The sequence below is a fragment of the Parabacteroides sp. AF21-43 genome (genome assembly GCF_003635435.1).
In the GTDB taxonomy this organism is placed as follows: domain Bacteria; phylum Bacteroidota; class Bacteroidia; order Bacteroidales; family Tannerellaceae; genus Parabacteroides; species Parabacteroides distasonis.
Map to the genome: position 1 here is coordinate 1 of NZ_QTMG01000030.1, position 16,037 is coordinate 16,037.

Annotated in this window: 6 protein-coding genes; all 6 read right to left on the reverse strand. The window is 49.0% G+C overall.

Features of this window, described 5'->3' with window-relative positions; translation table 11 throughout:
• The coding region (locus DWX84_RS17450) for a CotH kinase family protein (protein WP_147431260.1) at window positions 1-5,380 on the reverse strand (5,380 nt) is incomplete at its 3' end.
• Between the two features lie 14 nt (window positions 5,381-5,394).
• Window positions 5,395-5,676, reverse strand: coding sequence for a hypothetical protein (locus tag DWX84_RS17455; protein WP_048928078.1), 282 nt, complete (start codon window positions 5,674-5,676; stop codon window positions 5,395-5,397).
• Window positions 5,654-5,950: a hypothetical protein gene (locus DWX84_RS17460; protein ID WP_048928079.1), complete on the reverse strand. Its 297-nt coding sequence runs from the start codon at window positions 5,948-5,950 to the stop codon at window positions 5,654-5,656. The genes DWX84_RS17455 and DWX84_RS17460 overlap by 23 nt, the downstream gene beginning before the upstream one ends.
• Before the next feature lie 29 nt (window positions 5,951-5,979).
• The gene (locus tag DWX84_RS21950; RefSeq protein WP_229103435.1) at window positions 5,980-10,353 is read right to left on the reverse strand and encodes a hypothetical protein; all 4,374 of its coding nucleotides are present in this window, start codon (window positions 10,351-10,353) and stop codon (window positions 5,980-5,982) included.
• Window positions 10,354-10,408: 55 nt separating this feature from the next.
• A complete protein-coding gene (locus DWX84_RS17470; protein WP_122377582.1) occupies window positions 10,409-12,436 on the reverse strand; it encodes a hypothetical protein in 2,028 nt (675 codons plus the stop codon).
• A gap of 1 nt (window position 12,437) precedes the next feature.
• On the reverse strand, window positions 12,438-16,034 hold the full coding sequence (locus tag DWX84_RS17475) for a phage tail tape measure protein (RefSeq protein ID WP_122377583.1): 3,597 nt from the start codon (window positions 16,032-16,034) through the stop codon (window positions 12,438-12,440).
• Window positions 16,035-16,037 lie beyond the last annotated feature (3 nt).

The window sequence follows — 16,037 nt, forward strand, 5'->3', positions numbered from 1 at the left end:
TCAAGTCCACGGAGGTTAGGCTGGAGCAGCCATACAGCAAGCTTGAAGCATCAGTTCTATCCGTATCATTCTTAAACACATCCTTTCCGAAGTAAATTAACTTAGAGCATCCACTGAAAGTAATATTAGAAATCTTACTGTCCCCAATGCTCCAATAGGCTATCAAGTTAGAACTAGAGCCCCTACAAGACGTGATGTCCCTGCAATCCCTTACCTCCATCTGGTGAAACCCGCTATTCCCATAGGTGTGGCTATAGGACTTGTATCCCGTACCGGAAGCATTTTCTGTCGTATCGTCACCCCAATCAATAACGTAATTAGCGGTAGGAGAAGAGACACTAATGGAGCAAGACGTTCCTGTAAACATCATCTGGATGTTTCCATTCTCTTCCGGCTTTATTCTCTCAGGGTTTAAGTTCATTTGAACATTGACAGTCATAGCGGATGTGCCTACTGTCACCTGTCCTTTATACTCGTAATAATCTGGATCTGTAACCGAATAATCCAAGGTACCTTTGGACAAAAGCAACGTACACTCTCCGTAACGGTTCGTGGTGCCACTCTTCCCTCCGCAAACAACCGTAGCCCCCTCTATATACAGAGAGGTATCCAATTTATCCACCACTACGAATTTTACGCTAACAGCCGCATAGACCTCCACCGTATTGGTGGTATCATTGGTTATCGCCGAAAAAGAGAATGTATTCGGAGAATATCCCGTAGCTTCCACAGTCCCGGAAACAGCCTCCCCACCCCGGATGTAGACATATCCGTTAGTGTCCGTTACATATCGCTTATCGCCGATGATGACGGAAGCGCCGGAAGGATAGACGCTTTGCCCGTATACCTTTACCCGGATCGTGCGCAGCGGGATATAGGTAATGGTATAGGTTTGCGTACGGGTACCGGCAACCAGATAGGAATCCGACAGGTCTTGGTGGTTATCACATTTGAAGTTGAAGTCGATCACGTTATCATCGTCCGCCGTGACCTTGTAGGTGTACTCATTTACTTTCTCGAAGTCAAAGTCACATTCAAACGTAGCATTAGTGATCGATTTTGCTTGGGAGGAACGGAACACGAAGGTCGTAATCGTGGGAGGTAAAAGATTAGTGTAAGTGATAACCAACTCCGGGAAGGCATCCCGGCATTTCGCTAGCTTATCCTCCGTTGCGGTAATGACATGCAGTTTGCCGGTAACTACGGCCTTAGTCAGATTGTTCCCGTTCTCATCGATACCACCCACCTTGATCAATTTATACACATCATTCAAGTTGTTCGCATTGGCATTGATGTTGATTAGGCGCACACGGTTCAGCACGGGATTCTTCATACCTAAGCAGCGCTCCACAAGGTAAAGAACGTTTATCCCCGTATCCTCGCAAACGATCGTAGTCAGTTTCGTAACCCCGGCTATATCGAAATAAGCGTCCGTAAGCTTGGATTGATTACGGAGGGTTAAGCCCGTGAGGGTAGCCGGGAGATACAACTTGGACAGGATACCGGCTGCCGGCAATACCACGGAGGTGATGGAAGTGCCTTGGGCATAGACCTCCTCCATGTTCTCGCATCCGGAGATATCCACCGCCTGCCTCAAATTTGGGCAGTTACGGATGTCCAGCTTGCGGAGCATGTTGTTCGTGCCGATCGAGAGCACGGTAAGGTTCGTGTTCTGATAGCCCGACATGCCGCTACCGATCAACAACTCTGAGAGGCGAGTAGCCTTGGATACGTCGATCGTACCGGCGTACAACCCCGACATATCCCCCAGTGACTTTACCCGGCTCGCCCCATAGATGATCGTCTCGGTGTCATTGAACACGATGTCGGGGGCCTCGATCAATACCGGCACGTCCTTGTAGGTACGTTGCCCCACCATGTAGGAACCGTACTTTACACGGGTATACTGATCGGCGTACGGGATGATCGTCATGTTGGCCGACGGGGACACGCCCGTCCATTCCCGGGGCGTATAGAGACGCAAGGTCGCGAAATCCGAGAGGAAACTGCCAGCCGTATACTTACTGTCTATATAAAGGAAGCGGTTATACGTCCACCACTTACGGTTCTCGATACGGGAGCCTTGGGCGGCGTACAGGTAAGAGCCGTTGCCCTCCTCTATCAGCGGGTCGATATACTTGAAACGACCGTCGGCGTTGTAGATCGCCTCGCACCATTTGTCCGATTGCTCGCCGTTCAGCACGGACATGATCAAGTCGTACGAGAGCAATCCGCGGGTACGGATATCCTTGTACATCGCCTCGATCTCGGATGGGAAACATTTCTCTAGGTTGTTCCACAACACGCTACTCTCACCGTTCCAGACGTTTAGCGTGCCTATCTTGTCGTGATACTCTATATTGTATCCGAAAGCGATCAATCCCTCGTTGTTCAGGCCGAAACAGGTATCGTTGTCGTAAAAGATGAAGATCCATTTCCCCTCCTCATGGAAATAGGTAAGGAACATGTTCTTCGCCCGCTGGTCCACCATACCGAACAACTCGGTGATAAGGTAGTAGGCGATCAGGTTATCGAGGTTGAAATGATTTCGAACCTCGTTCTTGAATTTCTCCAAGTTATCCTTGGTAGATACGACCCATGAGGTAACGGCCATGAGCTTCTCCGGCTTGCGGGTGCCCGCCTCGTACTCGGCGTTGATAGCGTCATCGTCCGGATAGCGGGACTCGAAGTCGTTCATCCAGTCCGTCCCGGAGAAATCGGCGGACTTGAAGAGGCAACGATCGGAGGTATTGTTCGAGAACTCCCAGCTCTCGTCACCCTCGGAGAAACCGAAGGTGTCGGCGGTGGACTTATCGTTATTGAAATTATATTTACCCACGAACTCCAGCGTATCACTTGCCGTCTCACGGTGGAAGATGGCTATCGGATAGCCGTCTACCGTGGTGCGGACCTCCTTGTTCGTCTTTTGGGGCGGGGTGGTAAGCCCCATTTCTATCAATAGGGAATTGATGACCTTGGCCATACCCGTGTTGTGCGTACCGGAAGACTCGGCGAAATCAGCCTTGACACAGAAGGCGTTTACGGGAATGCTATTCGCCCGTAGCGCGTATGTCGGCGATGTCCTTCCGCTCTCCGTGTAGGTAATGTCTGCCTTGAACTTGAACTTCCAGTTCTTCCTCGGATAATATTGGGAGGAGGTACCTTGCACGTCATTCTGGACGTTCTCGCAAGAGAAAGAGCGCCCGGGTTCTTGCAAGTCCGTAAAATAGACCTTGTTTGTTTTCTTATCGCCTTTATAAGTAGGCAACGGCCCCTCGAAGATCAAGCAAGGCAATCGCTCCAACACCTTTTGATAGGTGATATCCCCATAATCATTATATACTTGGTTCCGGTTGTAGATAGCCAGCGCCTTGTCGTAATCGTCCAGATCGCCTATGAAGTTATCGAGCATCTGGTATTGGTTCAAGTCGTTATCGTAGACACGGATGTTATACAGGTCGATCGTACAGCCCTCGCTACCGATCATGATATCCTGCGGAACCTTCTGCTGGAAATTATCCTCCGACGGATATTGCGCCGCCCCGGACATGATGCCGTTGATATAGATGTATATCAAACGGTTTAGCGTGCGTTTCTCAACCACGAGGGAGATGCGAACCCTCTCCTCCTCCTTGAACCGGGTGTCGATCGTGGTCTGCTCAGATGAGAACACCGCTTTCTGGGAAGATATCTGAAGGCCGATCCCCCCGTTCACACACTCGATAGCGATAGCCTCGTAATCGGTCACGTCACGGGTGTAGAACTCGAACTCGATGGTCTTACCCGTGGCCCGGAAGTCATCCTTGAATATCTTCAGCGGGATACGCACACGAGCGTCACCCGAGACACGGAGGGAGGTGCTATCCCGTTCCGAGATCCAGCCGTTCGTCTTGAAGTTGAAGCCGGTCAGATCCGCGGATATATCCCCGTATTTCCACTCGTTACGGTTATTGTCGTTGTTGCTCCGGTTCTGAGAGGTCAGCCAGAGTTGCAGGTTCGCCTTCTCCGGCTCCACGATAACCTCGGCGGGGGATACGGTGAGCGTAAAGGTCCGGGAGGCCGACCCGCTGGATATCTTTAGGGAGAGATCTCCCGACTGGGGAATACGGTAATTCCACTCGTGCAAGGTGCGGTCTACGCTCTGCGTGGATACCGTGGCGTTGTTGGCCGATAACATAACCTCCGATAGCGAGGAGTCCGGCGTATAGACCACGAAGGGGATCGTGAGCCGGTCGTATTGCCGCGCGACGGTCTGGGCGAAAGAAGAGGCCACGATAGGCGTGTTATCCCCCTCCACGATACAGATAAGGTCGTTGGTAAGCGTGTTGCTCCGGATCAGCTCCTCGTTGATAAGGGCCGTCATGTAGACTTGAAGCAAGTGCGCCCCGTGCGTCTGCCTAGGGATCACGTAGGTCAATTGCCGGTTCGAGGCGCTGGTCTCCACCGTTCCCAACTCCTTCCCGTCCAGTACAAAATGCACCGTCTTGTTGATGGCCCCCACGGGCGTATAGCGATACACGATCTCCCCAGAATAGACGAGCGCCGGGTCTATGGAGGAGGATATGGACATGGATATCACCTCAATCGTATAGGATAGGGAACGTGACGATCCCGTGCTATCCTTCACGGTTACCCTTACCGTGTTGGAGCCGGTGATCAAGTGTTCCGTCGGATCGAAATAATTATTGCCCTGCGAGATGGATACCATGCCTACCTTCTGGCTGTTCACGGTGTAAGTGGCCGTTCCCGGCCCGGTCTCGGAACCGTCATCCTGATAGACGCTCGTGAAATTGTATCCCACGGTGACGGCGGCCCCCTCTACCGTGGTGATGAGCGTATCGGTGACGCTCACGAGTTTCATGGTCACACCGCCACCACCACCTCCACCTCCGATCTCGGAGAGGTTCTTCACCGTCCAGAGCGAGCTACCGGCCTCTTGCACCAGCACACGGGACTCGTCCGGATCTTGGTCTACGATATCATCCACGTTGGTAAGCTCGCCCAGCGAGCTAGCCCCGCCGCCGCCCCCGCTTCCGGAGCCTACCGGGATAGCGTCCGATACGACAACGCCCCCGGAGGTAAGATACAGATTACCGTCTTTCGAGTAGCCGTTATCCACCTTCTTTTCCAGCAATTTCTTGATCGCCTCCAGCTCCTTGGCATAATCCCCGTCCAATTTACCGAGCAAGTCTTTCAGCCGGACCTTCACGTAAGAGACGTTAAGACCTTTCTCCTCCAAGGCCGGCAAAGAGTTTACGAAATCCATGCTCTCCGCTACACGGAGATCCTCTACGCTAAGGGAACCCGCCTCTATAGCGTTCTTTACGATCGGGGTTAAAGTCTCGACCAGTTCTTTAATTTCTTCGAGAGTATATGCCATGGGATCAAGATTGCTTATAGGGTTACCGTCTCGTTAAATATCCTGTCGAAAGCGTTTTGCACCTTCGTATACGCGCTTATCCATTCCTCTCCGGTAAGGCTGTCCGGGGATTCTTGAAAGAAAGAGAGCCTTTTCCCCCGGTCTACGGAAGCATAGCCGATACGGGTACCGGCATCGTATATGTAGGCATCTATATGTTGGAATGGCTCGCTTTCCTTACGGGATGCCTCTATCTTTACGAAACCCGTGGAAGAAAGGGCTTCCGTCAAGGACTTATTGATTGTCGTTGTTTCCATCTTTTTTCGTTTTAGGGGTTAGTAACTCGTTCATGGCATTTTTCAAGGGGGCGATAAAGGATGATCCCATGATGATATCCTTGACGGACTCAGCCATAGGTCTCGGAACATCGATAGCTTCCTTGCTGTAGTATATCTTCTTTCCGAAATCAGAGACAGCGATATCCGCCGTACGTCCATAGACCAAGTTTCCTACCTCTTTCGTCAAGTCAATAACTACGGGATCGCCTTCTACCGTAGCGTTAATACTTACTTTACTGAAATCTACTTTCATATTCGCTTATATTTAAATTGTTAATATTGTTATTGCCGAAAGTTAAATAAATACCATCGTTTGTTATTATACATAAATGTGGCGCAATCTCCTTTCCCCATTTCTAATGAATCCACATTATTGCCGTTATTGTCAACTATGATGGTCTGATCCCCAGAGTGGCTTTCCACCTTGATCGATATGGCATTACTGGCATGAGCGACTACGATTACGTTAATGAATATAGCACTGTTAAAATTGACATTGCTCCAAGATTCCCCATTATCGTAATAAACAGTACCTACTTTTTCAGCTATAGTACCCTCGCAAGGAAGGTATACATTTCTATACCCAGATGGACTGAACAAGAAAGTGTCCATATAACCTATATTATCCACAATGCAATCACTGACATCATAGACGTGCCTTATATACCTTGCCATCGATACAGTCCCGTTTATCTTCAATCCTCCTTGGCAAAAAATAGCGTAATTTTTACTTGCCCCATGAGCCTTAATTCTTGCCGCAATCTTCGATCCGGTCTTTGACTCGCTATCCTCCAGACGTAACAAGGATCTATTCTCTCCGGATACGGCGGGTAACACATTCAATCCGATCCCGGCCCAAACATTAGTTGCGGAGAATCCCAAGAATCCATCAGTACCCGTTGAATAAAGAAAGAATTTGTTATTTTTAAGACCCGTCGCATACGACTCGCTGAACAATCCATTCGCTTCCAGACGAAACCCTCCAATACTCGCTGCATTCGCAATTATCTCGTCAGCATTTATCAAGTCCGCTTGAATATACCCTCCCGCTATAAGCGTCTGTCCGTTTATTATCACGCTCGCCAATTTGTTCGCTCCCACACTGGCGCTACCTGTAAGTTTCCCTGTTAATTCCGCTTGAAGGGCTTTGGCCAGGTCTTCTTTTGTGATAGACCCACTTTTCGTATAACCTAAAAGAGTGTTGTTTAAGGTAGTCAGATTGACCTTGTTCGATATTTCTTGACTTAATGCCCAAGACAGATCATCGGAAGAGACACCATCTTTCCACGCCATCGATCCTAGATCACCTGAGCTAACCTTGTTCTTGATCGTATTCTGGGTGCTTAGGTCAAACATGGAAAATGTCACGAAACCGTTCAAATTGAGTCGGCTAGCGTTTATCTTGATCGTCTCCGCCGTCTGGTTGATGCTCGATATAATACTATCCTTAGATACCTTCAGATTAATATTGTCAGCGTTCACCTTGATAGCCGCCTCCATCTCGGTTTTTAGCCCGGATACGTCGGTCTTCTTGGCGTACAGCGTCAAGCTCTCATCCACACCGTCCAGCTTTAAGCCTAGGCTTGTCACTGTCTGGTTTATGCTGTCAGTCTTCGTCACGTACAAGGATAACGTGCTGGTCGTATTATCCAATTCTACCCCCATGTCCGTCACCGTCCCGCTCAACGTGTCGATCTTCAGGGCGTACATGCCTATCTTCTCGTCCGTCTGCAAGAACTTGGTGGACATTTCCAACCGCAAGTCCTCCACGGGATGCGTGGACATCTGGACGTTGTAGATATATATTTCCCCCGTATAATTCAAGATGAAATCACCTGTTCCGTTCCATTTGCCGGAAAATTCCTCTTGAACGAAGGTATCCGTAATCGCCAACGGTTTGCTTACGTAAAGCCCCTGTCCGGAGAATCCGGATGTTAACGTACCGGCGGTCTTTACCATGTACATGAACGATACGTAATAGCTAGGCCATACCTTCGTCCCGTCGGGCATCTCCAGTTGGCCGTCCGGTTTGTTCTTCAGGTAGGAGTTTAATTGCTTTACTCCCGAGTTCTTGATATAAAGGGCCTTGCGGCTGGATACCTCCACGATTCCTGTAACCTTATCCTTCTCAGCGTAGAAGGAATCGTTCACGGCCATGAAACGCTCCTTCACCGTGAATAGCGACACGTCGTTACCGAGTACCCATCCTACCGTATCAGCGGAGAAAGAGGCGTTCGTGAGGCAATTATCCTTCTCCGATAGCTCGTAGCGCACGGAAGACATCTCGCTGGATAGCCTTCCTTCCACGATTTCGAACTTGGTCTTCACGTTCTCCCCCGTATCGAGCATGAACTGCCCACGGGCGTAAAGATTCTCCACGTATATACCATCGCCCTCCAGCCTCCCGAAATAAGGCGTTACCAGACCGTTCATGTTTCCCACCCGTACCTTCACGCAGTTTTCCGGATCGGTCTTCATCCCACGGATCACGTCCATGTAGGGCGTGCCGAACTCATCCACCGTGGTGATCTTCATGATGCCGCTGCGGGTGGAGTTATCCGGATTGTCCACACGACAAAGGGTATCCCTCTTGGCTATGTCCGATAGATTTCCCACGAAATTCGTGAAACGGAGCCAGTCCAGACGGTTCTCGCCGTCGGAGAGGTCCCCTACGGCCACTTCCACCACCTTCAGCTCGTACGACTTGGTCATCTTGTAGTCGTTCTGCAAGGTAGGATCGCCTTGAAACTGCTGTACCATGAGGATATCGCCTTCCCGGAACGGGTTGTACAACCTGCCTCCGTCGGTATCCAAGTAGATCCGACCGGTCTCCGGATCATAATGATCCACCTCCATCATTCCGGCGAAGATGCGGTTGTCGTTCTCGCCAAGCAGTTGCGAGACCACGAACGTATATACTTTAAGCTCGTTACGTACCGAGATCGAATCGATCTCCAGCTTGTATTTAGTCTCCTCCACACCGGCGGCGTTCGTCACCTTGTAAGGCGCTATCATGAATCCCGTCCCGTTCGGGAAACCGGAGGCGAATGTAGGAGAGGAAAGGGAACCGGCGAACATGGAGTCATGCTTCACCTTCAAGTCCTTTACCCATGCCGTGCCGTCGGCGAAGATACGGAAACCGTTCTCGTGCTTGAAACTATCAGCGTCACGGTCTGAGTAGATGGAGGATTCCAGCCCGCTTAAGATTATGTCTTTTTCGAAAGAGATGTTACCATGCGCCGTATCATCTATATCTTTTCTTAAAAAGCGATCATCAAGTGCGGATATAGGCTTTAGTATCTCCTTCAAGACTCTAAGAGCCGTGAAAGCGTTCTCATCGGACGGCTCTGTCAGATCATCTAATTTTATATGATAGAAATCGTCTCCCGGTCCACCCGATCCTCCTGCTCCGTTGACGATAGCCCTCCATGTCTCTCCAAGTTCGCTTATGATGCCGTTCCTTATCGTGTCATGTATTACACCAAAAGACGTAACGGATGCTTTCGGGTTATGCGGATCAAAGGCCGGGAATAATACCCCCTCGCCAAGCTCTTGCCGTGGGAGCTCAGCTAAGCGAGGGGGAAAAATAAAATCCGGCGAGGAGAGGTTTGGAACCGTTAGATTATCCGGAAGCTCTTTCTCGTTACGGATAAGGTTCAGGTACCTCGAGATCTCCGAGAGTCGGTACGTGAACGTATAGGAGCTCGGGAGATCGTTGGAGGTGTAGGTGGCGTCGCTCTCGGTGACGATTATTCTCCGGATCATGGACGCCTCGTATATATACTTGGCCCGGCTGGGGAAAAAATCCAGCAACCAACGGCGGGAGTAATCATCGAGGAATCCCGTGTTCTTAACGAACTTACGATCGGTCTCCACGTCATACTCGGACAGGTTCTCGTCCAGTTCCGCTATCAGGTGGCCATGCTCTGCCTGCAGACGGTTCACCCCATGGGCACGGAAGGTGTCCATACCTCCCAGACTGTTCTCGAAAAGGAACCATTGCTCGTCCTCGGAATGGATATCCGTGAATTTATAGAATTGCGATACGCTCAGTCTCGCTCCGCCGGCCTCGGCGTAAACCTCGAGATAGCTGGGGTACTTGTTCCCGAATAGCTTGGCTACGATTGCGTATTGGAGATTGAGTGTCACGCACTCGCCGGCGGTCATTCCCTTCAAGGAGGTCATGCTCGAAGATTTGTCCGGGAACGTGGCCTTGGCCTTCACCGTGCAGTCCGATATGGCGTAGTAGGTCAACCACTCCGGTGAGTAATAGGTCACCTCCTTGACCTTTGGCTGCCACGTGAGGAAGTGGGACTTCAACCAGTTTCCCGGCGTGTCCGCCAGATCCGCTATCCCGCACCGGATCGCCCGGAACGAGTGGGAGGTCCCGTCTATCGTGGCCGTGAAATCTGCGAATATGGTATTTTGGGAATAGATCTCTTGGGCCGTGTCCAAAGTATAGCTCAATTGGCTTTCCACCACCTCTCTCACGTCGATCGTGACCATCTTGTCCGGCCCGGGCTCGTAGCTTTGCTCGAGCAAGGTGGCCGTTCCTTTCTTCAAGATGAAAGAGACGGCCTCTTGTGCCCCCAATACAAATTTCCTCATGTTCCCGGACAGGCTCAGAGCGTCTGGTTTATCTATGATCGTTGCCATTTGCGATTATTTTACCCCCAAAAGTATGGCTGTCGGATGGTCCGATAAAGGACAGTTACCGGGTCACGGGCTCGAGCCACACGGTCAGGGTACCGTCCTCCGGATCGGTCGGCCCGGATGCGGAGCCACGGCTATAGAATTGCACGGGATAAGTGGCTTGATGGTATTTCCCGCCCTGCACGTATTGGTATGCGCTGGGCGGGGCGTAGTATATGGTCACGGGCTCCTCCTTGAACACCCATCTCCTTTTCACGCTGTCACTGGCGTTGGACCGGGAGTAGTTGACCTTCCATTTATATTTGGATACATGGGAGGCGAACCGCTCTGCCTCGGCCATGGCCGTGGATACCGGCTCGTAAAGCCTCGTGGTAAGGAACGTGGATTCCAAGGGTTCCCGGGAACCCGGGCTATATTGTATGGCGGAGGGAAGCAACTCCTGTCCCTCGATCGTCACCTTCCTGTACTCGGAGAGCGATACCTTTTGGATGTCACTGAGAAGCATGCTCGCTTTTATCTCGAGCAGAGAGTTCCGGAGCAGGGAATCGTAATTCCTCCAGAACCGTTCGAAAAGCCCGTCCGGGCCGTGGTAGGCGAGCGTATAGTTCCAGAGCTTGTTTCCCTCGGCGTCATGATTGAGGATCGTCCCGTAGTCCAGTTTCCCGGCATGGAATACGAACGCCGGCATGGGTTTCAACTCCTCGTTATCTTCCGCCTCGCCTACCACCTCAGACGTGGAGTCATTCACGGAATCCATGATGATGGAGGAGTTCAACGATCTTCCGGTCCCTATATAAATCCCGAGATGCGGGATGGCCCCGGCTCCTCCGCTGCCAAAAGCAGGTGTATAGACCATCGCCGGTAGCACGTCCGGGGATTCCTTGCTCTCCGTCTCCAGTGTCCCGCCGGCGTAATAATCCATCGTGACCAGACCGATCCGTTGCGTGACCGGCGTGATCCCCTTGTAACCTCTCCGGACAAACTCACCCGATATCTGGTTATACTCCACGTCCGGGTATTTCTTTAATAGGTCTACCAAGGTACTGAACTCCTCGTTCTCGTTCCCCGTGGCTCTTCCCGTCGTTGGCATCGGGCGCTCGCTCTCCTGTTTCTCTTCCGGCGGCGTGAGCCGGTCATAGGTAAGCTTTAACTGCTTGAAGCTCGAGGGATGGTTGACTGTGTATTTACCAGCTACGCAATCCGTGAGGTCGCAGGAGGGTGTCTCGTTCAGGTTCTCATCGAATAGCACGATACGGATGGTCTTGCGGGTCTCGTCCGGGATGAACTCGCAGCAGAATTTATATCGGTATACGTCCAGTATCGTCTTGATCATGCAGTCCGGGACGATCTGGGAGTATCGGATCTCACCCCTTACGATCGTATCGATCGTGTTGTTCAAAAAAACCATGTCCTTGAATGGGGTGGTGCGGGAAAAGAAGGAGTCCTCCAAGGTGTAGCCAAGATAGGCGAATATCTCCTCCAATAGATGCAATCCACGGATGAAGGGGGATATGTAGAATCCCGGAGCCAACCGGATCGTTTTCTCATCGACTACCTCCGTCCGCTCCACGTCGTTGTAAAGACGGGGATATCCGTCCGGTCCCGGATCACCGGTGGCGTTTAAAGAACCGGACTCTAGGATGGCCGGGAACAAGGCGAATCGGTCGTCATGTGTAATGAACAGGTTCCGGCAGAAGGATATCGCCTCGCTGACAGACGCGAACTTGAGAACCTTGTCCTCAAAGACCGTGGATAACGGTACATCCTTGATCTTCTCGTAGAACGCTCCGGTATTCAAGTAAAAACTGGTCTCGATCCCGCTCTTCCGGTTCGCCGACAGGATGGCTTGACGGCAGGGAATGGAGAATACCCCGTGTTGGATCATGGCGTTGATCCGCTGCGAGGCCTTGCTGATCCCGGCCATGTTATCCGGATAGATGAGTAGTTCCCTATTCCTGTCCGTGGGAGGGAGTGTTACCGGTAAGCTCTGCTCTCCGTAATCGTTAAAGAACGGGTTCATCCGGGATAAGGTCAATTGGATGTCTCCTAGGTCGTAAGCCTTGCCGGATTCGTGAATGATGTCCATCTTATTTGCCTCCTATCTTTTTGGATTTGTCCAATGTCTTCTGGGCGGCCTCGATATCGCTATAAACGATATAGGCCCTCATGCCTTTTGCTCTTAGTTCGGAAAATAGCATAAGTAGCTGTGTGAGTACTTTGAGTAATTCCGGATTATTACTTGAAACCATTACATTTTCTTCATCCGAGCGTCCATTGTATCCACCGTTGGCGAATCCGTTGACGGGAAGAGGATTTGTGCTTGTTCTTTGTCTTCGGATGGCATCCAAGGCTAGGATATGGTTCATGGAAACCGGATCTTGTAATTGCCATGCCGGTGTAACGTATTCTTCTCGATGTACGGGACCAGCCACTTCAAGTATACCACCGTTGCCGGTGAATCCTCCGTTGTACCAACCGGTGGAGTCTGATACAACCCGTTGTCCGGTTTGCGGCGTAGTGCTGTCATTAAGACCTGCATTTGCGGTAGATGTACTAGGTTTCTTGATAAGACCTTTCAAGGCACCGAAAGCGACGTTAATAAGTGCGATTTCACCTGCTGCTTTTGCCAATCCTAGAAAACCTAAGCTACCTATATCTTTAATGGTTCTTTCAGCGATAGCCATTACTGCAATCTGTCTTAATGTATCTAAGGTAAGAAGAAGAATATTATGCATAGCATCAGCAAATGTCGTTTCGGTATCTGTTAAAGCTTGACCTAATATCATTCCTGCTTCACTACCAAAATCTTTCATTATGTTGAATTGCTTTTTTTTCTTTTCTTCCTCTTCTTCTCTAGCCTTCTCTTTTTCGTCCATTTCCTTTTTAACGAATCCTTGTAACAACTCATTCAATTTGTCATAGTGTTCTTTTGTCTGTTTTTCCTTCTTTTTGTTGATGTCTTTTTCTTTTTGGAGATTTTCCAGATAGGCTTGATACCCTTTGTCTAATAATTTGATCTTATAATCTAGTATTAATTGCTCTATTTTCTTTCTTTCGTCACTGCCTATTTTATAGATAGCTAATTGTTTATTTAATTTTTCGAGTTCTAAAGCTTGAAGTTTTGTTTGATAATCATCATATAATCTTAGGCCCTCGGTATAATCTTGTGTCAATTTTAGTTTCTTGGTTGCGATATAACGATCAACCTCTTTCAGCTTTGCGTCTGTGATTTTTTTCTCTTGCTCCGCTGACAGTCCCGGGGTTATATCCGTTTTTTTTATTTTAGGGGCAATAACTTCTACTTCTGGCAACTCGTTTGCAGTTTTTTTAGGCAGAAGAGGAGAGTATTTCTGAGATATCTTATCGAGGTTGGATGCTAATTGGTAAGTTTGTGTCATATAGCTCTGTAAACTTCCCCAGAAATCCTTATCGACTTTACCTCTGGCCCCATAGTAGTAGTCAATGTAAGAGATGACATCATCATATGTTTTTGTCCATGAGCGTCCGTTCTTTATCCCTTCATCTGTTATACGTTTTACGTCTCGAAGCATAGCGTCGGTAACGAATTGTCCCAGATTTGATTTTTCCCTCATTTGATCCATCAAATCAATTTGTTTATTTAAGGCGGTGGTCGTTACATCCTCCTTCTCTTTCTGCATGGTTTTTAAAACTATGTTTTCATGCAACTTTTCATTAACTATTTCTAAAGCTTTTGCGATATCCTCTGTTGTACTTTGTTCTGTTAGTTGGTTTTCAAGATATTTTCCATATCGAGAATTGATCTCATCGATTAATTCTTTTCGTTGCTTTGTTCCGGCGTTGCTTCGTTGGAGAGCGTCAAATAGGGTATAAGCTTCTGCCCGTTCGTTGGCGATTTCCTTGTTCATCTCTTTTAAGGCCCGGGCACTTTTTGTTGAATTATCCCATATCTTGTAAATACCTACAGCTAAAGCCGTAATTGCCACACCTGCCGCAATAATGGGATTGAGACCCAGAGTCACTAAGAAACTGCGCATAGCCATAGTCGCAGCTTTGATATTTCTAGCCTTGAGAGCTGATGCTGCCGCTAATGCATATTCTGCGGCTATGGAAGAACGGGTCGCAACTAAATGAGCCTTTTCTATAATTGTAGCTTTTAGAGTAGCTCCATTTGACGCAATCTTCCAGTAAGTGTTTAGCTTGATAGCGGCTGTATACAAAGTTAATGTCGATATTAAGGTAATAACCAGCCCTGTATTTTTACTGATCCAATCGGCCATCAGAACTAGTTTTTTAGTCCAGTTCACGGTTTGATTCATTACGCTGATAATGGATGGATTGATCTTTTCCATTAACTCAATGCCAAGATCGTTAAGTTTGTTTTTTGCTTGTTGCATTTTAGCCGTGGCAGATTGGCTTTTTATCGTGGCCTGCTCTAAAGCGACGGATGTGCCGGTTACGGCTTTCGTATAATATTCTACCTTATCCGCTTCATTGATAAGGACAGAGGCAACATTGTAACCTTCTTCCCCGAACATCTTTTTGATAGCGGTAGCGTCCATTTGTTTTTTGCGGAGATTTTCCAGAGCCGTATTTAGCCCGACTATTTTGGGGTTAGTCTCGTCAGCTCCTGTTTGCAGGGTAAGGAAAAACTTTTTGAGTCCGGTACCGGCGATCTCATCCTTGATACCTTTCTTACCTAAAGTTTCAATGGTTCCAACCAGTTGTTCGATCGGAATCTTTGCAGAAGCGGCTGCGACACCACTTGTCTTTATAGCTTTGGTCTGGCTCTCTACGGCTGCTGCACCGAATTTACTTCCGGCGGCAAGTACATTTACATATCGAGCGGCTTGATCAGCTCCATCCCCATACTGGTTTAATGCCAAGGTGACGGCATCTACCGCATCCGTAAGTTTCATGCCACTGGCAGAGGCGAGGATGAGCGTTTGCTCCGTCACTTCTGCTAAAGCCTCTTTATTTGCTAGCAATTCGGGTTTAGCGGAACCTACTAATTTATAAGCTTCCAGTATCTCATCAGCGGATTGGCGTATGCGGATACCTTCTTCGGTAACTGTAGTGGAAAGACGTTTTGCTTGATCTGTAAGCCACTCTATACTTTCATCATCTAGGCCTGTAAGAGCTTTTACATCGGCCTTGCTTTCTTCCAGTTTATTGCGGGCTTCACGGAATTTGTTGAAAGTAAGAGTAATACCCGTAATGGCTGCCACTGCGGTACCAATGATTCCCATATATTTATTTACGAAATCTGTGGCACGTCCCCAGACCGAGGCTTGGCAACCGATCTCTACACGCATCTCTTGTTGGGCTAGTGCGGTTTCTTTGGAGATGCGTTTCAGCATTTCTAGTTTAGTGTTATATTCAGCGGTACCACGAGTTACTTTTTTCAGCTCCGTTGAAATTTTATTCTTTGTCTTTATTAAGTCATTATAAGTAGCTCCACTTAGGTTCTTCAATACTCTTTCCGTATCAGCGACCTCTTGCTTATACTTTTGCATCTTCTGGGTTTGGGCAGTCAACTCACGTTCTATTTTCTTAGCCGCCTTACTATTGCCTTCTCCCGCTGCTCGGAGATCGAGTAGCTTTTTCTCCAGTTCCCCGATTTTCGTCTCTAACTCCGATGCGCTAGTCATTGCGTCGGAGTTATCCAGATATATCTTGATGCTCCTGTTTAAATCTCCTGCCATATC